Here is a 24,536-nt window from a genome sequence, read left to right on the forward strand (position 1 = left end):
AGCAAAGGTGGCGGTAAAAGGGCTGCAGCACATTCCACTGACGGTACTTAAAGGTGTCGGCGATAAGGTGGCGGTTAAGCTGCGCAAGTTGGGCTTAGCCTCTGTCAGTGATGCACTGTTGCATCTGCCGCTGCGATACGAAGATCGCACGCAGGTGACTGATGTCGCAAATTTGCGTATGGGTGCGGCCACCAACGTGTTGGTGACGGTGCGACACGCCGATATTAAGTACGGCCGTAAACGCATGCTGATTTGTCAGGCCAGCGACGAAACCGGTAGTATCAGTTTGCGCTTTTTTCAGTTTAGCGCGGCTCAGTTGAAACAGTTTGCGCAAGGCACGCAGTTATTAGCCTTTGGTGAAGTACGTCGCGGCATGACAGGTTGGGAAATAATTCACCCGGAATACCGCGTGGTTAAAGCTAATGAGCCACTGAATATGCAAGAAACCCTGACACCGGTCTACCCAATGACAGAAGGTGTGACCCAGGGGCTATTGCGTAAGATTGTTGAGCAAGCACTGACGTACCTTCAGCCCGGATCTTTACCTGAACTGTTGCCTGAAAACCTAAGGCCCCATCAACTCTCCCTCGAACAAGCCATTTTAACCTTACACCGGCCGCCGGTCGATGTTCCTCTTGAACAGTTGGAGCAAGGCGATCATCCGGCGCAGCAGCGGCTGGCATCGGAAGAGCTTATTGCGCATCAACTGAGTTTGCTGCAACTACGCCAATCCCGACAGGCTCAGGCGGGTTTCACCATAAAGGGAAATGGCGCATTACAACAGTCGTTTTTGCAGCAACTCCCCTTTTCCCCTACCGGTGCTCAAGAAAGAGTTGTAGAAGAAATTACAGCGGATATGGCGCAGGGCCAGCCAATGATGCGCTTGGTGCAGGGGGATGTTGGCTCGGGAAAAACACTGGTTGCAGCGCTGAGTGCCTTGGCCGCGATTGAAGCCGGATACCAGGTCGCCCTAATGGCGCCGACTGAGCTACTGTCTGAACAACACGCCATTACTTTCAGTCAGTGGCTGATGCCATTGGGTATTCATGTGGCTTGGTTGAGCGGCAAGTCTAAAGGTAAGTCCCGTCAGGAATTACTGGAACAGTTAAAGCAAGGAGAAATTCAATTACTGGTTGGCACTCACGCGTTGTTTCAGGCAGATGTAGAATATCAGCGCCTGGCATTGGTTATTATTGATGAACAACACCGCTTTGGTGTGCATCAACGGTTACAACTGCGCGAAAAAGGCGTCCAGGCCGGTGTGCATCCGCATCAATTGATTATGACCGCAACGCCCATCCCGCGAACCTTAGCTATGACGGCTTATGCCGACCTTGCTACGTCGGTAATTGACGAATTGCCGCCAGGTCGAACACCGGTTACGACGGTTGCCATTCCGGACACCCGACGGGCACAAATAGTAGAGCGTGTGCGCGAGGTTTGTGCAACCGAAGGGCGTCAGGCTTACTGGGTGTGTACGCTTATTGAAGAATCAGACGTACTTGAATGTCAGGCGGCGGAAGACACCGCCAACGATCTGCAAGAGCAACTCCCGGGTTTAAGCATTGGACTGGTGCATGGCCGGCTTAAGCACGAGCAGAAAGAACAAGTCATGCAGGCGTTTAAATGCGGCGATATTGATTTACTGGTGGCCACAACGGTCATAGAGGTTGGGGTGGATGTTCCTAATGCGTCGCTGATGATCATTGAAAACCCGGAGCGGTTGGGCTTAGCTCAGCTGCACCAGTTGCGTGGTCGGGTTGGCCGGGGCTCGGTTGCCAGTCATTGCGTGCTGCTGTATCACAGTCCGTTGTCGCAAACGGCGCAGCAGCGGCTGGGCGTTTTACGAGAAAGTAACGACGGTTTCGTGATTGCGCAGCGAGATTTAGAAATTCGGGGCCCGGGTGAATTGCTAGGCCATCGGCAGACTGGATTAGCGGAATTGAAAGTGGCTGATTTAGAGCGCGATGAAGCGCTAATACCGGAAGCCCAAAATATAGCTCAGCACGTATTAGAGCACTACCCACAAAGCGCAGAGGCGCTAATCGAGCGTTGGTTACCACGTCGTGACCACTATGCTCAGGTGTGATCATCAAGTACACTAGTACAAAATCAGTTCGGGATAGTTGAATGAACGATAAAAACGAAGAGTCCATTGATTTCGGGTACCAAAAAGTTGCCCGCAGTCAGAAGAAAAGTTTGGTCGCCGATGTCTTTCAGTCGGTAGCGGCAAAATACGATGTCATGAACGACTTAATGTCGTTTGGCATTCATCGTTTATGGAAGCGTTACACTATTGATTGCAGTGGTGTTCGCCGCGGTATGAAGGTATTGGATATTGCCGGCGGAACCGGTGATTTAACCGCACAGTTTTCACGTCGTGTTGGTTCAGAGGGTGAGGTGGTACTGGCTGATATTAACGACGCCATGCTAAAAGTGGGGCGAGATAAACTGCGCGACAGCGGCGTTATCGGTAATGTTCGTTATGTACAGGCGGATGCCGAAGAACTGCCGTTTGATGACAATACGTTTGACGTTATTACTATTGCTTTTGGCTTGCGTAATGTCACCGACAAAGACAAAGCACTGCGCTCTATGCTGCGGGTATTGAAACCGGGTGGGCGCGTGTTGATTCTTGAATTTTCTAAGCCGGTATCGGCTACGTTGAATCAGGTGTACGACTTTTATTCGTTCAACATTTTGCCAAAAATGGGGCAGGTGGTTGCTAACGACTCTGACAGTTACCAGTATTTGGCGGAATCTATCCGCATGCACCCGGACCAGGAAACATTGAAGTCAATGATGAGTGCTGCTGGTTACGAGAAAGTCGACTACCAGAATATGACCGGCGGCGTGGTTGCACTGCACAGAGGGTATAAGTTCTGATGACGCTATTACCGCTTATTCCCATCTTGTTGGTCGAGAAGTTAGCAAACAATCTGCTGCATCGAGACCCGGAGTCAGCCGAGCGTCTGCGGCGTCTGGACGGGAAACGGCTGCGTTTCCATCTGAAAGAGTTACCTTTTGAAGTGACCGTGAGCGTAGACACCCACGGTGTGCAACTGAGTACTTCCGATGACAGCGAAGTGGACTGCCGTATTGCAACGGAGATGGGGGTGCTGCCTGAACTGCAGGACACAGCCAATCTGACGCGGCTGATCAAAGCGGATTTACTGGATATTGATGGTGACCCCATGCTGGCGCAACAAGTCGTCAGCTTGTTCAAATCACTAAACGTTGATTGGGAAGCTGAGCTAGCTAAAACCATTGGGGATGCTCCGGCCTACTGGCTGGGTAAACTGTGGCGCCGTAGCCGCGAACAGGTGAAGACACGATGGCAACAGCAGCAGCGCTGGGTGCATGGGGTGTTGACCGAAGAGAAGAAACTATTACCGGTAAGAGCTGAATTTGACCAGTTTAAAACCGATTTACAACAGCTGCGGGCTCAAATTGAGCGCCTTGAACGCCAGTGCCGTGAGAAGAAGGGTTAATGATGCGGACGCGTCGCTTTTACAAAATCACCAAAACACTACTGAGTTATGGTTTAGATGATCTTATCCCTGTGCGTTGGTTGCCCTGGACTATTCGTTTAGGCCGCCACGCTGTGTTCTGGATGCCCAATAAGCATAAAGACAAACCTGCCGGTGTGCGTTTAAGACTGGCGCTTGAAGAGCTCGGTCCGGTATGGGTTAAGTTTGGCCAAATGCTCTCAACCCGCCGCGACTTATTACCGCCTGATATTGCGATTGAGTTGGCACGCCTGCAAGACAAAGTGCCTCCTTTCGACGGGCATGCCGCACAGCGTATTATCGAAAAATCTCTAGGGTTGCAGAGTATTGATGACTGTTTTACCGATTTTGACACAACGCCTTTAGCCTCAGCTTCAATTGCTCAGGTGCACACCGGTAAACTGAAAAAAAGAGACGGTGAGTTAACGGATATCGTCATAAAGGTTATTCGTCCGGATATTCGAGAAACCATTAACGCGGATTTAGAATTGATGGAAACGCTGGCTTCGGTTGCAGCTAATCACTTGCCTGACGGGAGGCGATTAAAACCTAAAGAGGTCGTTAAAGAGTACCGAAAAACACTATTGGATGAGTTAGACTTAATGCGTGAAGCTGGCAATGCGATACAGCTAAAACGCAATTTTGAAAACTCAGATATGCTTTATATCCCGGTTGTTTACAGTGACTACAGTCGTCACAACGTGATGGTGATGGAGCGTATTGATGGTATTCCGGTGAGTGACATTGCTACTCTGCAAGCTCGTGGCGTGGATATGAAGAAGCTGGCTGAGCGGGGCGTTGAGGTGTTTTTTACCCAGGTGTTCCGCGACAGTTTTTTCCACGCAGACATGCATCCGGGTAATATTTTTGTGGCGAAAGATGACCCACGAAACCCGCGTTATATTGGCATTGATTTTGGTATTGTCGGAACCCTTAACCGTGACGACAAACGCTATTTAGCGGAAAACTTTCTGGCCTTTTTTAACCGCGATTACCGCAAAGTTGCCGAGCTGCATGTTGATTCAGGTTGGGTACCCAAGCATACCAATATTGAAGAGTTCGAGTCTGCCATAAGAACGGTTTGTGAGCCTATTTTTGAAAAGCCGTTGGCGGAGATCTCGTTCGGGCATGTTCTGATTAATTTGTTTAATACAGCCCGCCGTTTTGAGATGGAAGTTCAGCCGCAGTTGGTTTTACTGCAAAAAACCTTATTGTACATTGAAGGGTTAGGTCGTCAGCTGTACCCGGAGCTGGACTTGTGGAAAACCGCGAAGCCATTTCTAGAACGCTGGATGAATGAACAATTAGGCTGGCGCGCTATCGTTAGGTCAGTCAAAGAAAACGCGCCTTATTGGGCTGAGAAACTGCCTGAGATGCCGATGATGCTATATGAAAACCTGCGTCAGCAACATAATATTGATGAACGCGAAAGGCAGTTGCGAAAGCAGCAGTTGTTAACACAGAAGCAAGCCTCAACCTCTTTGTTCTGGACAGTATTAACCGGCAGTGGCTTAATTTGTACGACATTGCTTTGGAACCAGGCCGAATTATCTGAGGTTACCATTGGTTCGGGGATTATTACTGTTTTGTTGGGGATTATGGCCTGGCGAACCCGACCTAAAACCACACATAGTGAACTTATTTAACTCAAACGGTAGGAAATAAAATGGGTGTATCACCTTGGCAGTTACTCATATTGTTGGTCATTGTTGTCTTGCTGTTCGGCACCAAACGTCTTCGTAACCTGGGCTCCGACTTAGGTAATGCGGTAAAAGGCTTTAAAAAATCAATGGGTGACGAAACCGACAGTAAAGATAAAGACGATGATTCGCTGCAACACAAAGAAGAACATGACGACCAGTCAGATTCGGATAAGTCCGGGAAGTCGTAAATGTTTGATATTGGTTTCTGGGAGTTATTGCTTATAGCGATAGTTGGCTTGCTGGTACTCGGCCCCGAGCGCCTGCCCTCAGCCCTTCGTGGCTTGCAGAGAACCGTTTCCGGTATCAAACAGTATTCTCAGAAAGTGCAGAGTGAACTTGATCATGAACTGCGCATAAAAGAGTTGCACGAGCATTTAAAGAAAGCTGAAAGTCAGGATTTAGAGAACTTAAGCCCCGAGTTGCAACGTTCTTTGGTGGAGCTAAGAAGTGCCGCAGCCGATGTTCAGCGCCCTTATTCTAAGCCAGCTTCCGAGTCTGAAGAGAAGCCTAAAACGAACACGGATAAAGGTGCCGAATGAGTGATTCACCTTTACTGGATCATTTACTCGAATTGAGAAACCGACTATTACGCTCGGTGCTGGTTATTTTAGTCGTGTTTGCTGCATTGGCTTATTTTGCTAATGACATTTACCATTTTGTTGCACAACCTTTGCTCAGTAACATGCCGCTCGGCACGCAAATGATAGCGACAGACGTCGCAGCCCCTTTTTTCACTCCCTTTAAATTAACTTTGGTCGTGGCGTTGGCGTTGGCCGTTCCTTATTTGCTGTGGCAAGTCTGGGGATTTATTGCCCCCGGTTTATATGGGCGCGAAAAACGCTTGGTCATTCCGCTTTTGGCCACCAGTACACTGCTTTTTTATGCAGGGATAGCCTTTGCCTACTTTGTGGTTTTGCCCATTGCTATGGCGTTTTTTACCGGTGCAGCACCAGAAGGTGTCACAGTAGCCACCGATATATCTCGTTACCTCGACTTTGTTTTAGCCATTTTCGTCGCTTTTGGTATTGCGTTTGAAACACCAGTTGCCATTATGTTGCTTATTTGGACCGGAACCTGTAGTCGAGAGTCGCTAGCGAAAAAACGGCCTTATATTATCGTTGGCGCCTTTGCTATAGGAATGTTGTTAACGCCTCCGGATGTTATTTCTCAAACTTTGCTGGCAATACCCATGTGGCTGTTGTTTGAGTTAGGCTTACAAGTCAGTCGTTGGTATACGCCGGGTGAAAAGGAAGAGGACGATGTGGTTTGATGCGGGCGTCAATCTAACCAATAAGCGATTGCTGAAAGACCTGGATGGCGTCATGCTGAGGGCCCAACAGGCAGAAGTGCGGAAGCAACTGATCATATCAACCTCTATTGAGGAAGCCGAACAGGCGCTTGAGTTGTGTCAGCAATATCCTGAGCAATTGGTGATGACGGTGGGTATTCACCCTCATGATGCCGGTGAAGCGCCTGCCGATTACAAACAAAAGCTAAAAGAGTTAGCCCAGCATCCTGCCGTGGTTGCTATTGGGGAGTGTGGTCTGGATTTTAATCGTAACTATTCTCCCCGATCAGCGCAGGAAGACGTGTTTATTAAGCAAATTGAGCTGGCTAATGAGTTAGATTTGCCGTTATATTTGCACGAACGCGATGCAATTGAGCGACAAATTACATTACTGAACCAGTATTGCCTGGACTCTACCCCATGCCTAACTCATTGTTTTACTGGTGGTGCCGAGGCTCTCGCCCGCTATTCTGAGCGCGGCCACTGGTTTGGTATTACCGGGTGGGTATGTGATGACCGACGTAATCAGGAGTTAGTAGCGGCGTTGCCTAATTTGCCGCTCGACAGACTGGTGCTGGAAACCGATGCGCCGTTTTTGTTGCCCAGAGGGGTTAAGCCGCGCCCTAAAATGAATGAGCCGCGACTGTTACCTGCGGTTGGTGAAACCTTAGCGGGTTACCTGAATCTATCAACAGAGACGTTGGCAGAGTTAACTCGTGAAAATGCAGAACGCTTTTTTAGACTGGGAGAACGCAGTGACTAAAGCTTTTTCGCTTAAGGTGTTGATATGGTTAGCGACAGCTTTCACTGTCCTATTCATGCTAGCGCCTGCGGCTCAGGCGCAACTGTTGCCGACAAGCCAGTCGAAACTTGCAATTGAATACACTCACAGTGAAGAAAAACTGGATTTGGAAACCGCCAGAAATTTATCCGTTGCCCAGTGGTCACCGTTGGAAACGGATCGTGCATCCTTTGGTTACACCCGTGATGAGTACTGGTTCCGCTTTAAACTTGAAAGCAAACCCTACGACCGTATTTTGCATATTGCTTACCCGCTATTAGATGAGCTGACTATTTACCTGATTCAGTCTGAAGGGGTGAAAACCTATCATATGGGTGACACCATCCCCTTTAGTGAGAGACCGATACCGACTTCAGAGTTTGCCGTACCTCTATCCGAAAATACCAGCGGCGAGATTTATATCAAAGCAAACACGCAGAGCTCAATGCGGTTGCCCATAGCGGTAAGAACCGAAGTTGGCTTTTTTGAAACCCAGATGAATCGCCGTATTGCTGAAGGGATCTACTTTGGCGTTTTGCTCTGTATGGCCGTTTATAACCTGTTTGGGTTTATTGCTTCCCGTGAACCGGAGTTTGGGGTTTATTCGCTTTATACTTTATTTTTTGCCGGACTGATGTTGTCGTTAGAAGGGCTTGGGTTTCATTATTTATGGCCTAACTCTTTGTATTTGCAAGAAAAAGGAATTCCCATATTTGGGAGTTTAACGTTCTTAACGGCCGCCTTGTTTGCTTACCAGTTACTGGAATTAAAGCGCTACCGATATACCTGGGGCCGAGGACTGATGGTCATGGCTTTTCTTTCGGCTATCAGTTTGTTAATTGCCATTTTCGCGAGCTATCGAATCAGCATCCATGTTTTACTGAGCATGGCAGTACCCGGATGTTTGTTTCTGCTACTTGTTGGCGCCTATCTGTGGCGCAAAGGATTTTTGTACGCCCGCATTTTCACGTTAGCCTGGTGTAGTCTATTAGTGTCTGTTGTTGCCAACTCGCTGGGTTACCTTGGTGTTATCGATAGCATGTTCATTCAGCGCCACGCCATTATGATTGGCTCGGGTATTGAGATTCTCCTGTTATCCTGGGTACTGGCGGTGCGTTACAGCGAACAACGTAAAGAACGGCTGGAGGCAGAGCAGCGGCATAATCGCGAACTGGAAGAAAGCGTTGATGAACGCACGTTTGAGTTGCAGGTGGCTTTGCGGGAGCTGCAGGACGTGAATACTGAACTGGAGCAGAAGAACACAGAAGACCCACTAACCGGGCTTTATAATCGTCGTTACTTCCAGCAACACCTGGAGCGTGAATTAAGACGAACCTTACGTCGCGAGTTACCGCTGGCGTTGTTAATGATAGACGTTGATCACTTTAAACCGGTTAACGACACTCACGGGCATTTAGCCGGCGATCAAATTTTGCAACAGCTGGCCAGCTTAATGCAAAAACACGCGAAAAGAGCCGCTGATATTGTTTGTCGGTACGGCGGTGAAGAGTTTGCCATCATTCTTCCGGAAACCGACGTTGCAGATGCTGAAGTTTTTGCGGCGCAGTTACTTGAGCAAATTCGGGAAACCGAGTTTGAAACCGATGCCGGTTTGCTTAAGATCACATTAAGTATCGGGGTTATCTCCACCAGTGTACGTATTTTCGATAATGTTGATGAACTCTTTAAAGCCGCCGATGATGCGTTGTACGCAGCAAAACATGAAGGCCGTGACAGAATTGCGGTGCAGTAACTAATCAGGAGTCAAAAATGACAATCCAGGGTACTTTTCCGGGCAGACGCCTGCGACGTTTACGCCGCCACGATTTTAGCCGACGGCTTGTGGCGGAAAACCAGTTAAGCGTTGATGATCTCATTTATCCTATGTTTGTGTTGGAAGGTGAAAATCAGCGCGAACAGGTCAGCTCAATGCCTGGGGTTGAGCGTGTCAGTATCGATTTATTGCTCCTGGAGTGCAAGGAGCTGGTTGGTTTGGGCATTCCGATGGTCGCGTTGTTTCCGGTTACTCCCGCATCGGCAAAGTCAGAGTTGGCAGAGGCTGCCTATGACGATAATGGATTAGCACAGCGTGCGGTAAAAGCGATAAAAGCGAAGTTTCCTGAACTGGGTGTTATGACCGACGTTGCTCTGGATCCGTTCACGACTCATGGCCAGGACGGCATTATCGATGACAGCGGTTATGTACAGAACGATATTACGACCGATATTTTAGTCAAGCAGGCCTTGTCTCATGCGCGCGCAGGCGCTGACGTTGTGGCGCCGTCGGATATGATGGACGGTCGCATCGGTGCGATTCGAAGTGCACTGGAATCTGAAGGCTTTATTAACACACAAATTATGGCGTACTCAGCTAAATACGCCAGTGCGTTTTACGGGCCATTCCGCGATGCTGTCGGCTCTTCCGGAAACCTGAAGGGTGGCAACAAAAAGACCTATCAGATGGACCCGGCAAACTCAGATGAGGCTTTGCAGGAAATAGCACTGGATATCCAGGAAGGTGCCGATATGGTGATGGTAAAACCAGGGATGCCGTATTTGGATGTTGTGCGCCGGGTAAAAGATAACTTTGGTGTACCAACGTTTGCTTATCAGGTGAGTGGTGAATACGCCATGTTACAGGCCGCGATTGCTAATGGCTGGCTGGGACAGGACGTTATTGAAGAGAGCTTGTTAAGTTTTAAGCGTGCAGGTGCAGACGGTATTCTCAGTTACTTCGCAAAAGCGGTTGCTGAACGTTTGGCTGAGAAAAAACGTTAAGCCGTGATTTCATTAGCCAGCTGTGCGAGTAAGCCCTCGCGCAGCGCACCCGTAGTCACCTCAAATTTATCGACGTTAAGTGTTTTCAGTACGGCAAATAGTATGGTGATTCCACCAACTAAGACAGCGCGACGATCATCCCGTAACCCGGAAAAATTAAGACGTTCAACTTTCCCTTGTTCAATACAGCGTTGAATCAGTTTGCCTAACCACTGGCTGGTGAGTATTTGCTGCCCTTCTGCTGCCGCAATCTCACTAACCGCGCGAAAGGTACCGGATGCACCCAGCACTCTTAACCAGCCATGCTGTTGGTAATCATTAACGTGCGGCGACAGCAATTGCTCAGCCGACCGAATGGCTTGGTCAATGCTGTTGCTGTCAATGTGACCCTGCTTAAAGAAGCGATTTTGGAAAACCACACAGCCCATATCAAGGCTGTTGAGTATGTTAGCCTGCGATCCGTTACCGGCAATCACTTCAGTGCTGGCGCCACCAATATCAATGACCAGGACTTTGTCCCGGCATTGGGAGGCACTGCAAACGCCAGCGTAAATTAATTCAGCTTCACGTTCACCGGTAATGATTTCTATAGGAGAGCCCAGTACAGTTTCAAACTTTTCAAGAAGTTGGGCTTGATTACTGGCTTTACGCAACGCAGCGGTTGCCACCGCTTTAACTGCATGAGGCTGAAAGCGTTCGAGCTCATTTGAAAATAAGTTCAGGCAGTTAACCCCGCGTGAAATGGCGGCATCATCAATGCTGTCATTATCGTCCAGACCATCAGCTAGACGAACCTTCTGCTTATGGCGGGCAATAATACGGGGTTTAGGAAAGAACCCGGTCATTGAAACTTCTGCCATCAACAGGTGAAAACTGTTGGATCCCATGTCGATGGCAGCAAGTTTGCGCTTTTTGGCTGGCATATTACGACGCGTTGCGCGGAGGTCCCGAGCGACGGCCGCGAGGTTTACCCTTGCCTCCGCCTGAGTTATGACGACGACGGCGCTGAATTGGACGCGGACGTCGTAAATCAGAAAGCAAAGCATCGCCATCGTATTTGGTGACCGGAATGGTGTGACCAATGTAGTCTTCGATAGCCGGTAAGTTGTATACGTACTCTTCGCACGCCAGGCTTATTGCAGCGCCACTGGCACCGGCACGCCCGGTACGGCCAATGCGGTGCACATAGTCTTCGCAGTCATCTGGCAAGTCAAAGTTATACACGTGCGTCACTTCAGGAATATGCAGACCACGTGCGGCAACATCGGTGGCAACGAGAAAGTCGAGTTTACCTTCAGCGAAGTCTTCCAGAATGCGTAAGCGCTTTTTCTGCGGAACATCACCGGTTAATAACCCGGCTCTGTGTTCATTCGCAACCAGCCAGCCGTGTACTTTTTCGCAACCGTGCTTAGTGTTAGCAAAAACAATGGCTTTATCCGGCCAGTCTTCCTCGATAAGCGTAAGCAATAACGGAAACTTCTCTGGTTTAGAAGGGTAGAACAGCTCCTCGGTTACTCGTGTTGCCGTTTTTTGCGACGGTTCCACTTCGAGCTTCGTTGGTGCATTCATGTGCTCGTAAGCCAACTCCTGAACACGATAAGACAAGGTGGCTGAAAACAGCAGGTTTAAGCGCTTGGTCGGCTCCGGCATTTTCTGTAGCAGGTAGCGAATGTCATCAATAAAGCCAAGATCAAACATGCGGTCAGCTTCGTCCAGCACCACGACTTCGATATCGTTGAGACTGAATAAACCTTGTTTATAAAAGTCGATAAGGCGACCTGTGGTGCCGACCAGTATGTCTGGTTGCGCAGCCAGTTGTTCCTTTTGACCTTCGTAGCCTTCGCCGCCGTAGATAACGCCCATTTTCAACCCGCAATACTTAATTAGGGCCTCGGCGTCGTGCGCTATCTGAATAGCCAGTTCGCGAGTCGGAGCCATAATGAGTGCGCGCGGCCCTGATTCGGTTTTTTCGGACGACTCGTTCTGCATTAAGCGGTTGAAAGTAGCCAGCAGAAATGCCAAGGTTTTGCCTGTACCTGTCTGGGCTTGACCAGCAACATCGCGCTCAGAGAGAGCAACGGGCAGACTTAACGCCTGAATTGGAGTACAATACTCAAATCCGGCACTGGATATTGCTTGCTGGATTTTGGGATGAAGCGCCAAATCAGCAAAGCGAGTTTCAGTAAGATGTGTTTTAGTCATAAGTTATAAGCATATCAGTTTGCGCTTGTATTCAAAAACAGAAATAATACTATTCTAATATTTCCACGCGAAGAAAGTAGCGGAGAGTACCATGAGTGACGCAATAGTTCAGCTAAGTGATGACAGTTTTGATGCTGATGTCATTAATTCCGATAAACCCGTATTAGTCGACTTTTGGGCTGAGTGGTGTGGACCATGTAAAATGGTTGCGCCTATTCTTGATGACATTGCCAGTGAATACGCTGACAAATTGGTTATTGGTAAGCTGAACGTCGACCATAATGAACAGACACCACCTAAGTACAATATTCGTGGTATTCCAACCTTATTGTTATTTAAAGGCGGAGAGGTTGTTGGAACCAAAGTGGGGGCATTATCCCGCGCTCAATTGACCGAGTTTTTAGACCAGCACATTTAATGATGATCAAAAAACGGCGTGTTATGCGCCGTTTTTGTTGAGAAAACTGGACGAATCGCTTTTTTGGTGATAACTTCTGCTCATTAACTGTTCATACGGGTTCACCAACGCCACCGGTTAGCCTGTTTTTAAATGAAACGTCTGTTTCTGGTTTCGCACTTCGCGGATTCCGAATGTTCCAATTGTTTTACTTTCTAGAGTCAAATTAAAAAAGGCTTTGTGTTCAATCGATAACTCGAAAACCCTCCTATGAATCTAACAGAACTTAAAGATAAACCCGTAAACGAGCTCGTTCAGCTCGCGGACTCAATGGGCCTTGAGAATATGGCCCGCTTGCGTAAGCAAGACATCATTTTCGCTATTTTAAAAGCGCATGCTAAAAGTGGTGAAGACATTCATGGCGGCGGAGTGCTGGAAATTTTGCAGGATGGCTTTGGCTTCTTGCGTTCAGCCGACTCGTCTTACCTTGCTGGCCCGGACGACATTTACGTTTCGCCAAGTCAAATTCGTCGCTTTAACCTGCGTACGGGTGACACTATCGGCGGGAAAATTCGCCCACCGAAAGACAGTGAACGTTATTTTGCCCTGCTGAAAATTCGCGAAGTTAACTTCGACAAGCCTGAAAACTCCCGCAATAAAATCTTATTTGAAAACTTAACGCCGCTACACGCGGAAGAGCGTTTTCACTTAGAGCGTGGTAACGGCAGTAAAGAAGATATCACTGCACGAGTACTGGATTTATCAGCGCCTATCGGTAAAGGACAGCGTGGCCTTATTGTTGCACCACCCAAGGCCGGTAAAACGTTATTGCTGCAAAATATTGCGACTTCTATCGCGGCAAACCACCCGGATGCGGAACTGATCGTTCTGTTGATTGATGAGCGCCCGGAAGAAGTCACCGAAATGCACCGGTTGGTGCATGGTGAAGTGGTTGCTTCTACCTTTGATGAACCTGCCAGCCGCCACGTTCAGGTAGCGGAAATGGTCATTGAAAAAGCGAAACGTCTGGTTGAGCACAAAAAAGACGTAGTGATTTTGCTGGACTCAATTACTCGCCTTGCCCGCGCTTATAACACCGTGATTCCAAGCTCCGGTAAAGTGTTAACCGGTGGTGTGGATGCTAACGCCTTGCACAAACCGAAGCGTTTCTTTGGTGCAGCCCGTAATGTAGAAGAAGGTGGTAGTTTAACCATTATTGCAACCGCGCTTATTGATACCGGCTCGAAGATGGACGAAGTTATCTACGAAGAGTTTAAAGGTACCGGCAACATGGAGCTGCACCTGAATCGTAAGTTGGCTGAGCGCCGTGTGTTCCCGGCCATTGATTTCAACCGTTCAGGTACGCGTCGTGAAGAGTTACTGACTACGCCGGACGAGCTGCAAAAAATGTGGATCCTGCGCAAAATCATGCACCCAATGGGCGAAGTTGAAGCCATGGAGTTCCTGATTGACCGTCTGCAGATGACCAAAACCAATGACGAATTCTTCGAATCGATGAAACGTCAGCGCAACAGCTAATTCATCTATGAAATATCAAGATTTGCGTGATTTCATTGCGCTCCTGGAGGAGCGCGGTGAACTTAAACGCATCCAGCAAGAAATCGATCCCTACCTGGAAATTACTGAAATATCAGACCGCACATTAAAAGCCGAAGGCCCTGCCTTACTGTTTGAAAACGTGAAAGGCCATGATATGCCGGTATTAGCTAACCTGTTTGGTACGCCAGAGCGGGTGGCTTTAGGTATGGGCCAGGAGTCGGTCACCGCTTTACGGGATGTGGGTAAGTTACTGGCGTTTTTAAAAGAGCCGGAGCCTCCCAAAGGTTTTCGTGACGCACTAAATCTGCTGCCTAAGTACAAAAAAGTGCTGAGCATGTCGCCAAAAAGCATTAAAAAGGCGCCGTGTCAGCAAGTGGTGATGAGTGGCGACGAAGTTGATTTACAAAAACTGCCTATTCAGCACTGCTGGCCTGGTGACGTTGCACCGTTAATCACCTGGGGTTTGACCGTTACTCGTGGTCCGCATAAAGAGCGCCAGAACTTAGGCATTTACCGCCAGCAACTCTTAGGCCCTAATAAACTGATCATGCGTTGGTTATCACACCGCGGCGGTGCGTTGGACTTTCAAGAATGGTGTCAGCAGCATCCGGGCGAGAAGTTCCCGGTCTCAGTGGCTTTGGGTGCTGACCCTGCCACTATTTTAGGTGCGGTAACACCGGTACCCGATAGCTTATCAGAGTACGCCTTTGCCGGTTTGCTGCGCGACAGCAAAACCGAAGTAACACAGTGCCTCAGTAATGACTTGCAAGTACCAGCGCATGCTGAAATTATTCTGGAAGGTTACATAGAACCGGGCGAAATGGCACCGGAAGGGCCCTATGGCGACCATACCGGGTACTATAACGAAGTGGATGAGTTTCCGGTGTTTACTGTGACTCATGTTACCCATCGCAAAGACCCTATTTACCACAGCACCTATACCGGACGTCCACCGGACGAACCTGCCGTGCTGGGTGTTGCTTTAAACGAAGTTTTTATTCCTTTGCTGCAAAAGCAATTTCCGGAAATTGTCGATTTTTATTTGCCACCGGAAGGCTGCTCGTACCGTTTGGCCGTAGTCACTATGAAGAAGCAGTACCCGGGTCATGCAAAGCGCGTAATGATGGGTGTCTGGTCTTTCTTGCGTCAGTTTATGTACACCAAGTTTGTGATTGTGTGTGACGACGATGTAAATGCGCGTGACTGGAAAGATGTTATCTGGGCTATGACAACCCGGATGGATCCGGCACGTGATACGACCCTGGTCGAAAATACGCCAATTGATTACCTCGACTTTGCGTCACCGGTTTCCGGACTGGGCTCCAAGATGGGAATGGACGCCACCAATAAATGGCCGGGTGAAACCGACCGTGAGTGGGGCGAACCCATTGTCATGAGTGACGAGGTAAAACAGCGTGTTGACGAGCTGTGGGACGAACTGAATATTATGGAGTCGTGAATGAGTCAACAAATGACCTGTAAAGCTGAAATTTCGCGCCAGTTGGCGGATGCTGTGTGGGAAGTGCGTTTGCAACTACCTCAGCCGGTTGAGTTTAAAGCAGGCCAGTACCTTATGGTGGTGATGGGTGAACGCGATAAACGGCCTTTCAGTATTGCGTCGTGCCCGTCCAATAAAAGTGAGTGGTTACTTCATATTGGCGCTACGCCGGACAACAGTTATGCAATGGAAGTGTTGGATAAAGTGCGTGCCGATGGGGAATTAGAAATTGATGGGCCGGATGGTATTGCTTTTTACCGTCAGGAAAACACTCAGCCGGCAGTGTTAATTGCTGGTGGCACCGGTTTCTCTTACACCTATTCTATCTTGCAGCAACATTTACGGTTGTCGCCAGAGCGGCCTCTGACACTTTACTGGGGTGCAAAAAGCTTAAGCGACCTGTATTTGCATGACGAACTGGAACGCTTAGCAAGCCAGTACGAGCACTTTGATTATCACCCGGTGGTCGAAGACGCGGATAACAACTGGGCTTATTCTATTGGTTTAGTGCACCATGCGGTTATGGCTCGTGAGCAAAGTCTGCCGGAGTGTGAAATATACATGGCTGGGCGCTTTGAAATGATACGCGTTATTCGCGACGATTTTGTTGCTAAAGACGTACCGTTAGAAAACCTTTACGGCGACGCTCTGTCCTTTATTTAATTGCACTGAAAGTAAATTTGTTTAACTAACAAGCTGCGTTATACTGACGCCGCTTTACCAAGGGGTGCCGGCAACGGCTGAGATGCATTAGCGAACCCTTAAAACCTGATCCGGTTAATACTGGCGTAGGGATGGTAGAAAACCCGTCTAATACAGCCTTACCGGATCGTTTCTGACTTTGTTTTGAGGAAATGATCCATGAAAATAATCAATTCATACTTAGCAGCCAGCATTGCCGCTGCGTTATCCAGTGTTCCCGCTTTTGCCTTTGCAGCAGAGGACACACAGGATATAAAAGACATCGAAATTATTGAAGTGAGTGGTGACTTTCATCGCCGCACCTTAAATGAAACCACCAGCAGTGTTTCCATTATCGATAAAGACGCCATGCAGCAGCGTCACTCACAGCATTTACAAGACACTCTGAATAGTTTGGCCAACGTGAATTTCTCGGGTGGTACTTCCACGGCTCGTTTTATTCAAATTCGTGGTATTGGCGAACGCTCTCAGTTTGTTGATCCTGTAACGCCCTCGGTCGGTTTGATAATTGATGGTATTGATTACAGCGGATTAGGCAGTGCCGCGTCGCTTTTCGATATCGATCACGTGGAAGTGTTTCGCGGTCCGCAAAGTGGACGTTTTGGCGTGAACGCTATGGCCGGTTTATTGTTGCTGGACAGCACCGCACCGAGCAGCGACTTTAACGGCCAGTTTAAGCTATCAGCAGGCAACTATTCTGAAGCGATGGGCGGCCTTGCTATGGGTGGAAACCTCGGGGTATTAGGTAATGCCCGCTTCTCGGTCAGCCAGTTTCAGCAAGACGGCTATATGGAAAATACCTACCTTAACCGCGATGACACTGAACAGCGTGACGAGCTAAGTGCCCGCTTCAAGCTGGATACCGAGCTCAGTAAAGACTGGCTGCTGCAAACGGTTCTGCATTATAACGATGTGGATAACGGTTACGATGCTTTCAGTCTGGATAATACCCGCGAAACCTTGTCCGATGAACCCGGTTTTGACCGCTTAGAAAGTCAGGCGTTGCGCCTGCAGCTCAGTTACCTGGGTTTTGACAACAGCCGTCTGGAAATGTCTGTTAACTATCTGGATGCAGACACCGGCTACGCTTACGACGAAGACTGGACTTATGAAGGTATCGCTCCGGGCTGGGAATACTCGGCTTTTGACGCGTACTTCCGTGACCGTGACGACAAAACTGCCGAAGTTCGCTGGGTATCCGACGAGCCCGAAAGCCTGTTTGGTATTGATAGCGAATGGGTTTTAGGTTTGTACTATTACGACAAGTCGGTACAGCTGACACGTGACTATTTCAACTGGGACTTAGGCCAGCCAAGTATTTTCAGCAGCGACTATGATAGCAATCACGCTGCCATTTATGGTGAGCTTACTCAGCACTGGAGTGACCGGGTTAGCACTATAACTGGCTTGCGGGTAGAGCGTTACGACAATGACTACCTGGACAGTCGCGGTATTACCGCTGAACCTGAAGACACCATGGTGGGTGGTAATTTCAGTGTCCGCTATCAGGCGTCTGACGACAGTTACCTGTACGCGACTCTGGCGCGCGGATACAAAGCCGGTGGCGTTAATGGTGAAGCTTTAGGGAAAGCCGAAGATCAGGGGCTGGAAGAGTTAGAAAACTACTTACTAGACCGCTCGACCTTTGCCCCGGAAACGCTGTGGAGTACCGAGTTTGGCGTTAAAGGTAGCAGTGCCGATGGCCGTTTAACTTCAAGAGTGAGCGCGTTTTACCATTGGCGTGACGATGTTCAGCTCAAGGGTTGGGTAAACCGCGATCAATCCTTTGTTGGCTATATCGAGAACGCCGCAGAAGGCACAGGCTATGGCCTGGAAGCTGAAATTCGTAACCAGTTTACGGATTGGCTGGCGGTTTTTGCTTCGGCCAGCTGGTTAAAAACCGAAATTGAAGGCTTTGTCACCGAAGACGGCACCGATATGACCGGGCGGGAGCAAGCGCAGGCGCCTAATTACCAGTTGAATATTGGCTTTGAGGGTTGGTTAAGCGAGAACTTCCAGTGGGTGATTCAGGCCGATGCGAAAGACGAGTTCTATTTCTCTGACTCGCATAACCAGAAAGCGGACAGCATGGCAGTGCTGCACCTTGCGCTAAACTCTCATTATCAGGACTGGCACTTTAGCTTATGGGGTCGTAATTTAACGGATGAAGACTACGAAACTCGCGGTTTTTACTTTGGTAATGACCCGCGTAAGGAATATGTGCCGGAAACGTACGTTCAGTATGGTGAGCCACGTCGTTTTGGCATCACTGTCAGTAAATCGTTTTAAGGGAGCTTAATATGCAAGTTTCAGTAGAAATGTCGCTGTACCCACTGGCTGAAAATTATCTGGATACCATTAAAGATTTTATTGAGCGTTTAAATCAGCATTCAGAACTAACGGTTCTGACCAACACCATGAGTACGCAAGTATTTGGTGAAATGCAGGACGTTATGCGCATTCTGGGTGAAGAAATGGAGCTGCTTTTCCAGAATGTGCCTTCGAATGTTCTGGTTTGTAAGTTTATTAACAAAGACTTAAGGCCGGATAATGCCTGAGTCTTTGCTCGAATCCTGGCTTGAGCAGTTGATGGTCAGCTCCCCCTGGGAGCTGACGGCTTTAGTCATGGCTTTGGGGTATTTAGTGCTGGCGGCGCATCAGCGCCAGTGGTGCTGGGCTGCGGCGGCGGTCAGCTGTACTATTTACGCTGTCTTGTTCTGGCAAGGTAAGTTGTATATGGAATCTCTTCTGCAGACGATATACATTGCTTTGGCTGGGTATGGTTGGTGGCAATGGCAGCGTCAGCAAAGTGCAGCAAAGGAGAGCCCTGATGGCGCGAAATACCCGCTTCGCTGGCATCTGTTGCAATGGGCGTGGTTGGTTCCTCTGGCTGCAGGCATTGCTTATTTACTCTCGGTTTATACCGACGCAGACGCGGTATGGCTCGATACTTACACCACAATATTCAGTTTGCTGGCTACCTGGCTGGTGACCAAAAAAGCCTATGAAACCTGGTGGTACTGGCTGGTTATAGACAGTGTTTACGTTTATTTGTACGCCAGCAAAGGCTTTGTTGCCACCGCATTATTGTTTGTGGTGTATCTGATACTGGTGGTTTATGCCATGTGGCGCTGGCGTCACGATACTTCGTTGAAATCTGTGAGTGAAACCGGGTGATTGGTAAACCACGTGAAATACAGGTTTTAACTTCCGGACAGTCCAATCACACCTTAAGGGTCACAACGGACACCGAAGACTACGTCTTAAAACGCTGGCAACATGAACGGCTATTTGCTGTTGATAGAGAACTCGAAGTGACTGTGCAAGAGCAACTGGCAAAGAGTGCTCTTGCTCCAGAAGTTATTGACCACCACCTGGAGCAAGGGTGGCTTTTGCAGCCTTACTATCAGGCGCCGTCTTTGCAACAAGTCACTTTATCCCCTTTGATGAAAGCCTCTGTATTGGCTGAAATGCTGTCGAAAATTCATCATACGCGTATTGAAATTCCTGTCTGGTCAATGGCAGCACGAGTCGAGCATTATTTACAACAGTTGCAGTTGCTGGACTCATCGTTAGCTTCCAATATGCGCGCTGAATTGTTACCTATGCAGCCCCTTTTAGAGGACTGGCTTAGCTATCCGGTGTTATGCCATAACGATTTGTCCATGCATCATATTTTAATGACGGCTCCGATACGAGTGATCGACTGGGAGTATGCAGGTATCGGCCATCCTTTGTTTGATATTGCCAGTACGATAAAAATTAATAAGCTGAGTCATGAAATGATTAAGCGTTTAATTACGGACTACGAAAAACTGACTCACTATCAAGTTGACCCTGCTCGTTTGACGCAGTGGTGCGAGTTTGTGGAATGGCTGAATAAAGTATGGCAGCATTTGTTTCGACACACCTCTTAAAGTGAACCTATTACCATGACGGATAAGAAACTGACCGAGCGCGTTTACGGCTATTTAGCGGAAGACGAAGATGCTCGTGTATGCAAAGACATTCCTGAGTCTGCGTGCAGTGAGCAACCGCGATCTTTTGTTTTGATGTTGTTGTCGTTAACTCTGACAAAACTTGGTGACAGCCTGGTCAGTGCGCGCCTGGTCTTGCCCTGGATGCTGAGTACGCTTGGCGCCCCTGCGATATTCATTAGTGCGCTGGTACCGCTACGCGAATCGTTAGCTCTGTTACCTCAGCTTTTTGTTGCTCAAAAGCTTCGTGAACAGCCTGTACGAAAATGGTTTTGGGTTGCTGGCAGTATCGGGCAGGCACTGTCACTGTTTGCCATGTTGTTTGCGGTAGCGACCTTAGATGGCGACATATTGGGTTGGTCCGTCGTTACCCTGCTGGCGCTGTTTAGTTTGTCACGGGGCATTTGTTCTGTCGCCAACAAAGATGTGACCGGAAAAACGGTGTCTAAAACTCGGCGTGGACGAATGTCCGGTATTGCCGCTTCTGCTGCCGGACTACTGACTCTGTTAACCGCACTGGTTATTATTTTTTCCCCTGAAATGGAAGGTCAGCGGTGGCTGTTTGTCGGGTTGTTGGGAGCTGGAGTTGTACTTTGGCTCCTCGCCGCTGCGTTATATGCAGGAATTCCCGAGGTTGCAGGTGCGACTGAGGGGGGCGGTAATGCGTTAACGGAAGCATTGAAGTCAATGTCACTGTTATGGCGCAATAAGCAATTTGGGCATTTTGTGATTTCACGGGCGTTATTGGTCGCTGCCGCTTTTGCTATTCCTTATATTGTGGTGTTGATTCAGCGCGAAGGTGAGTCTGAACTGACCAGCCTGGGTAGTTTAATGCTGGCAAGTGGACTCGCTGGTTTGTTGGCAGGACGTTTCTGGGGGCGTTGGTCAGATTCTGCCAGTCATCATGTGATGGCGGCGGCCTCCGTCATGTCAACGCTGGTCATCTCGGCTGCGCTGGCGCTTTATTACTGGATACCCGAGGCACTGGGCGCGCAATGGATTGCGGCATTACTGTTATTCATTTCGGCGGTTGCGCATCACGGAGCACGAGTTGGCAGAAAAACGTATCTGGTCGATATGGCAACGCAAGAAAACCGGGCGCAACTCACCGCGGTGTCTAATACCGTAATGGGGGTTGTACTTTTAGCGGGCTTATTACTGGGCTGGGTTGATTCTTCTCATGGGGTTGCTGCTGTTTTATGGGTGCTGGGAGCGATTGGCGTACTTGCTACTTTTACAGCGTTAAGATTGCCAGACGTATCAGGTGACACGTCTGGCTAATCAGACTTACTACTTTATTTTCCGCGAATAACCGCGTAAAGACCAACAATGACGGCGGCAACACCACCAATTAAATACCAAATGGTGTTGTCAGTTGGTTCGTTTGTTGCCACTTCTGATACGCTAGAGGCTAATGATTGCGAGGCTTCATAAGAAAAATATAATAAAATAACGCCCACAACTAATAGAACAATACCTACGATACGATTCATACAGTCTTCCTTTTTTGTGTTAACAACTTATCAATATAAAGCAGTGAGCAGGATCTTCAAGTTTCCTTACTAATTTTTGATTTATGTCATCTGATATATTCCCAAACGAAAAAATGTCGGTAATTGTTAAAAGGCGGGTCGCGTTTAAAACGAAAATAACAAAAGTAAGGCAAAACTATGAGCAGAGCATCTTTCAAGTTGGGGTATCTAGCGCTGTCATTATCTGCAGCGTTTGCGGTACCGAACACCGTCTTAGCTCAACAAGCGGACGTTAATGCAGAATCTGATGAATCGATGGAGCGCATCGTAACACTGGGCTCACGGGTCAACGGTCGCACGGCGACCGAATCGGCGTCGCCTATTGATATTATCTCTGCAGAACAACTGGTTAACACAGGGGCAACAGAATTAGGTAAAGCTCTGCAAATGAGTGCGCCTTCTTTTAACTTTTCCAGTACGACCATTTCGGATGGCTCTGACATTATTCGTCCAGCGACGCTACGCGGGCTTAACCCCGATCAGGTATTGGTTTTGGTTAACGGCAAGCGTCGTCATCAGCAGGCCCTGGTGAATGTTCAGGAGACTATTGGTAAAGGTTCTGCGGGTTACGATATTAATGCTATTCCTATCACTGCCGTTGAGCGTGTTGAAATTTTGCGTGATGGTGCGGCTGCTCAATATGGTTCTGACGCTATAGCCGGCGTTATCAATATCACGCTGAAAAGCTCTGATGGCGGCAGCATTTCTGCTGAGGTAGGACAAACTTACGAGGGTGACGGTGAAGTTAATACCGTTGGCTTCAACTATGGTGTTGAGTCAGATAATGGCTTTTTCAACGGTACGCTGGAATACCGCGACCGGGGAATGACGAATCGGGCATCGCCGGCTGAAGCGTCATTAATAGGCGACTGGTCATCACCTGACGGTGAACCTGTGGTTCGTCTGCACATTGGTGATGCTGATTCAGAAAATATTTACGCCTGGTTTAACTCGGGCTATAACTTAGGCTCGACCACAGAGCTCTACGCATTCGGCGGCATTTCAAGCCGTGATGGTGGATCGTCAGGTTTTTTCCGCGGACGCGGCCACCCAAGAACCATTGAAACAATTTATCCAGATGGCTTTTTACCTAAGTTAGAAACAGAGGCAGATGATCAGTCTCTCGCTGTTGGTATTCGCGGGGATCTGCCTAACGCCTGGTTGTGGGATGCCAGTGTTGTTTACGGAAAAAATGAGTTTGGCTTTAATTCCTCAAATTCAGCTAACGTAAGCTGGTATTACGAACCACATCCTGATGGCGGTATTTACGGTGAAACGCCAACGGAAGCCTTTGATGGTGAGCTGGTTTTCGAGCAAACGACATTTAACTTAGACTTTAACGGTACGATCGATATTGGCAATGAGCTGCTTTACTTAGCTGTAGGCGCGGAAATGCGTCAGGACGGATACGAAATTAATCCGGGTGATCCGGTTTCCTGGGCATACGGTCGAACAAACGATCCAAGCGTTGAAATAACAACACCTTCCGGCGCCGGGGCAGAAGCCGGTATACAAGGCTTTCCGGGATTCAGTCCGAGCCAGGCGGTAGATGCAACTCGTGATAGTTATGGTGTTTACGCCGATGCGGAATACTATGTTACGCCGGACTTTTTATTAGCCGGCGCGGTACGTTACGAAGACTATGATATTGCCGGTGATAATATCTCGGGTAAGTTGTCAGCACGTTATGACATCGACAGTGATTTTTCTGTTCGCGGCACAGTGGCTACGGGATTCCGGGCGCCTGGTGTGCAGCAAATTTATTACAGTCAGGTTTTAACCAATATTGTCGACGGAACGTTGGTAGAAACCGGAACGATTGCTAACGAAGATGAGGTAGCGCGTCAATTTGGTATCAATGAATTGGAAGAGGAAACCTCTGAAAGCTTGAGTTTAGGCCTGATTAAACGCTTCGACAGTGGCTTTGATCTGACCATGGACTTTTATCAGATCAATATTGATGACCGCATCGTTTTGTCAGAATCTCTGACCGCGAGTGTGGGCGCAGAGTTTGGCGAAATTCTGGAAGATAATAACCTGGGTGCGGCTCAGTTCTTCACAAACTCTGTTGATACGAAAACAACCGGTCTGGATATTATCGCGTCTTACCCGACAGAACTGCTGGATGGTAGCCTGAACTTAACTGCCGCCATGAGTTTTATGAATACGGATGTTGAACAGGTTAATTCGGTGTCTTCATTAATTCCGGGTGATCAAATCTTTAACGATACTCAGGTTCTTCGCCTGGAAGAAGGGCAACCGAGTGAAAAAGCGACTTTGAGTGGTGACTGGACTCGCGATGCCTGGAACGTCAACTTAGCCTTTAATTACTTTGGTGCTGTTGAAGGACAAGCGTTTACAGGCGTTCGTCATGAATGGAGCGGAAAGTGGTTAACGGATCTCTCAGTTGGCTATGACTTTACTGACAACCTAAATGTTCGTATTGGTGCGAATAACCTGTTTGATACTTACCCAGACGAATGGGGCAGTGCAGGCTCGCCTTTTTCTGACGCCGGCTTTAAATACGGTTGGGAAACCTTCCCGTTTGGTGTTAACGGGGGGTATTACTACGCCCGTCTGAACTATACATTTTAATAAAAAATGGTATA

At 48.5% G+C, this 24,536-nt stretch carries 23 protein-coding genes and 1 riboswitch; of the genes, 20 read left to right on the forward strand and 3 right to left on the reverse strand.

Annotated features, from left to right (window positions below):
- Positions 1–7 precede the first annotated feature (7 nt).
- From recG to hemB, 10 genes are read left to right on the forward strand one after another with little or no spacing between them, the layout of a single operon-like run.
- A complete protein-coding gene (recG, locus tag CWI78_RS10900) occupies positions 8–2,089 on the forward strand; it encodes an ATP-dependent DNA helicase RecG (RefSeq protein ID WP_126782838.1) in 2,082 nt (693 codons plus the stop codon).
- Between the two features lie 41 nt (positions 2,090–2,130).
- Positions 2,131–2,886, forward strand: a complete 756-nt coding sequence (ubiE, locus tag CWI78_RS10905; RefSeq protein WP_126782839.1) for a bifunctional demethylmenaquinone methyltransferase/2-methoxy-6-polyprenyl-1,4-benzoquinol methylase UbiE — start codon at positions 2,131–2,133, stop codon at positions 2,884–2,886.
- The gene (locus CWI78_RS10910; protein WP_126782840.1) at positions 2,886–3,491 is read left to right on the forward strand and encodes a ubiquinone biosynthesis accessory factor UbiJ; all 606 of its coding nucleotides are present in this window, start codon (positions 2,886–2,888) and stop codon (positions 3,489–3,491) included. Before ubiE ends, CWI78_RS10910 begins: the two co-directional genes overlap by 1 nt.
- Before the next feature lie 2 nt (positions 3,492–3,493).
- Positions 3,494–5,155: a ubiquinone biosynthesis regulatory protein kinase UbiB gene (gene ubiB / locus CWI78_RS10915; RefSeq protein WP_208642051.1), complete on the forward strand. Its 1,662-nt coding sequence runs from the start codon at positions 3,494–3,496 to the stop codon at positions 5,153–5,155.
- Positions 5,156–5,175: 20 nt separating this feature from the next.
- Positions 5,176–5,400, forward strand: coding sequence for a twin-arginine translocase TatA/TatE family subunit (gene tatA / locus CWI78_RS10920; RefSeq protein WP_126782842.1), 225 nt, complete (start codon positions 5,176–5,178; stop codon positions 5,398–5,400).
- Positions 5,401–5,751: a Sec-independent protein translocase protein TatB gene (tatB, locus tag CWI78_RS10925; protein ID WP_126782843.1), complete on the forward strand. Its 351-nt coding sequence runs from the start codon at positions 5,401–5,403 to the stop codon at positions 5,749–5,751. It abuts the gene before it with no gap.
- On the forward strand, positions 5,748–6,482 hold the full coding sequence (gene tatC / locus CWI78_RS10930) for a twin-arginine translocase subunit TatC (protein ID WP_126782844.1): 735 nt from the start codon (positions 5,748–5,750) through the stop codon (positions 6,480–6,482). The genes tatB and tatC overlap by 4 nt, the downstream gene beginning before the upstream one ends.
- The gene (locus tag CWI78_RS10935) at positions 6,472–7,263 is read left to right on the forward strand and encodes a TatD family hydrolase (RefSeq protein ID WP_126782845.1); all 792 of its coding nucleotides are present in this window, start codon (positions 6,472–6,474) and stop codon (positions 7,261–7,263) included. The genes tatC and CWI78_RS10935 overlap by 11 nt, the downstream gene beginning before the upstream one ends.
- Positions 7,256–9,034 (forward strand): sensor domain-containing diguanylate cyclase, encoded by a 1,779-nt coding sequence (locus CWI78_RS10940; RefSeq protein ID WP_244213122.1) that lies wholly within the window; start codon positions 7,256–7,258, stop codon positions 9,032–9,034. The genes CWI78_RS10935 and CWI78_RS10940 overlap by 8 nt, the downstream gene beginning before the upstream one ends.
- A 17-nt stretch (positions 9,035–9,051) precedes the next feature.
- Positions 9,052–10,059, forward strand: a complete 1,008-nt coding sequence (hemB, locus tag CWI78_RS10945; protein ID WP_126782846.1) for a porphobilinogen synthase — start codon at positions 9,052–9,054, stop codon at positions 10,057–10,059.
- Here the strand turns inward: hemB and CWI78_RS10950 are convergent.
- Both CWI78_RS10950 and rhlB read right to left on the reverse strand, forming a co-directional pair.
- On the reverse strand, positions 10,056–10,982 hold the full coding sequence (locus CWI78_RS10950; RefSeq protein ID WP_126782847.1) for a Ppx/GppA family phosphatase: 927 nt from the start codon (positions 10,980–10,982) through the stop codon (positions 10,056–10,058). The two genes, hemB and CWI78_RS10950, sit on opposite strands and share 4 nt — an antisense overlap.
- A gap of 1 nt (position 10,983) precedes the next feature.
- Complete coding sequence (rhlB, locus tag CWI78_RS10955; protein ID WP_126782848.1) at positions 10,984–12,261, reverse strand: ATP-dependent RNA helicase RhlB; 1,278 nt, start codon at positions 12,259–12,261, stop codon at positions 10,984–10,986.
- A 91-nt stretch (positions 12,262–12,352) separates the two neighbouring features.
- Here rhlB and trxA point away from each other — a divergent pair, with 91 nt between their 5' ends.
- The 9 genes from trxA (at position 12,353) to CWI78_RS11000 (ending at position 21,676) form a co-directional block, all read left to right on the forward strand.
- Positions 12,353–12,679 carry a thioredoxin TrxA gene (gene trxA / locus CWI78_RS10960; RefSeq protein WP_126782849.1) on the forward strand — a complete coding sequence of 109 codons (327 nt, stop codon included), beginning with the start codon at positions 12,353–12,355 and terminating at the stop codon, positions 12,677–12,679.
- A gap of 249 nt (positions 12,680–12,928) precedes the next feature.
- Positions 12,929–14,197, forward strand: a complete 1,269-nt coding sequence (rho, locus tag CWI78_RS10965) for a transcription termination factor Rho (protein WP_011235587.1) — start codon at positions 12,929–12,931, stop codon at positions 14,195–14,197.
- A gap of 7 nt (positions 14,198–14,204) precedes the next feature.
- Positions 14,205–15,677, forward strand: a complete 1,473-nt coding sequence (ubiD, locus tag CWI78_RS10970) for a 4-hydroxy-3-polyprenylbenzoate decarboxylase (protein ID WP_126782850.1) — start codon at positions 14,205–14,207, stop codon at positions 15,675–15,677.
- Complete coding sequence (gene fre, locus CWI78_RS10975; protein ID WP_126782851.1) at positions 15,678–16,379, forward strand: NAD(P)H-flavin reductase; 702 nt, start codon at positions 15,678–15,680, stop codon at positions 16,377–16,379.
- Positions 16,380–16,429: 50 nt separating this feature from the next.
- A riboswitch (TPP riboswitch) is annotated at positions 16,430–16,528 on the forward strand.
- Between the two features lie 49 nt (positions 16,529–16,577).
- Complete coding sequence (locus tag CWI78_RS10980) at positions 16,578–18,707, forward strand: TonB-dependent receptor (RefSeq protein ID WP_126782852.1); 2,130 nt, start codon at positions 16,578–16,580, stop codon at positions 18,705–18,707.
- Between the two features lie 11 nt (positions 18,708–18,718).
- Positions 18,719–18,976, forward strand: a complete 258-nt coding sequence (locus CWI78_RS10985; protein WP_011235583.1) for a YkoF family thiamine/hydroxymethylpyrimidine-binding protein — start codon at positions 18,719–18,721, stop codon at positions 18,974–18,976.
- Positions 18,969–19,595, forward strand: coding sequence for a nicotinamide riboside transporter PnuC (gene pnuC, locus CWI78_RS10990; RefSeq protein ID WP_126782853.1), 627 nt, complete (start codon positions 18,969–18,971; stop codon positions 19,593–19,595). Before CWI78_RS10985 ends, pnuC begins: the two co-directional genes overlap by 8 nt.
- On the forward strand, positions 19,592–20,335 hold the full coding sequence (locus CWI78_RS10995; RefSeq protein WP_126782854.1) for a phosphotransferase: 744 nt from the start codon (positions 19,592–19,594) through the stop codon (positions 20,333–20,335). The genes pnuC and CWI78_RS10995 overlap by 4 nt, the downstream gene beginning before the upstream one ends.
- Positions 20,336–20,350: 15 nt before the next feature.
- Positions 20,351–21,676: an MFS transporter gene (locus CWI78_RS11000; RefSeq protein ID WP_126782855.1), complete on the forward strand. Its 1,326-nt coding sequence runs from the start codon at positions 20,351–20,353 to the stop codon at positions 21,674–21,676.
- A 14-nt stretch (positions 21,677–21,690) separates the two neighbouring features.
- Here CWI78_RS11000 and CWI78_RS11005 read toward each other — a convergent pair whose 3' ends face one another.
- A complete protein-coding gene (locus CWI78_RS11005) occupies positions 21,691–21,888 on the reverse strand; it encodes a DUF3185 family protein (RefSeq protein WP_126782856.1) in 198 nt (65 codons plus the stop codon).
- A 177-nt stretch (positions 21,889–22,065) separates the two neighbouring features.
- On the opposite strand from CWI78_RS11005, the gene CWI78_RS11010 reads away from it, so the two are divergent.
- A complete protein-coding gene (locus tag CWI78_RS11010; RefSeq protein ID WP_126782857.1) occupies positions 22,066–24,522 on the forward strand; it encodes a TonB-dependent receptor plug domain-containing protein in 2,457 nt (818 codons plus the stop codon).
- The last annotated feature ends 14 nt before the right edge of the window (positions 24,523–24,536 follow it).

This window comes from Idiomarina ramblicola, assembly GCF_003987255.1.
Classification (GTDB): domain Bacteria; phylum Pseudomonadota; class Gammaproteobacteria; order Enterobacterales; family Alteromonadaceae; genus Idiomarina; species Idiomarina ramblicola.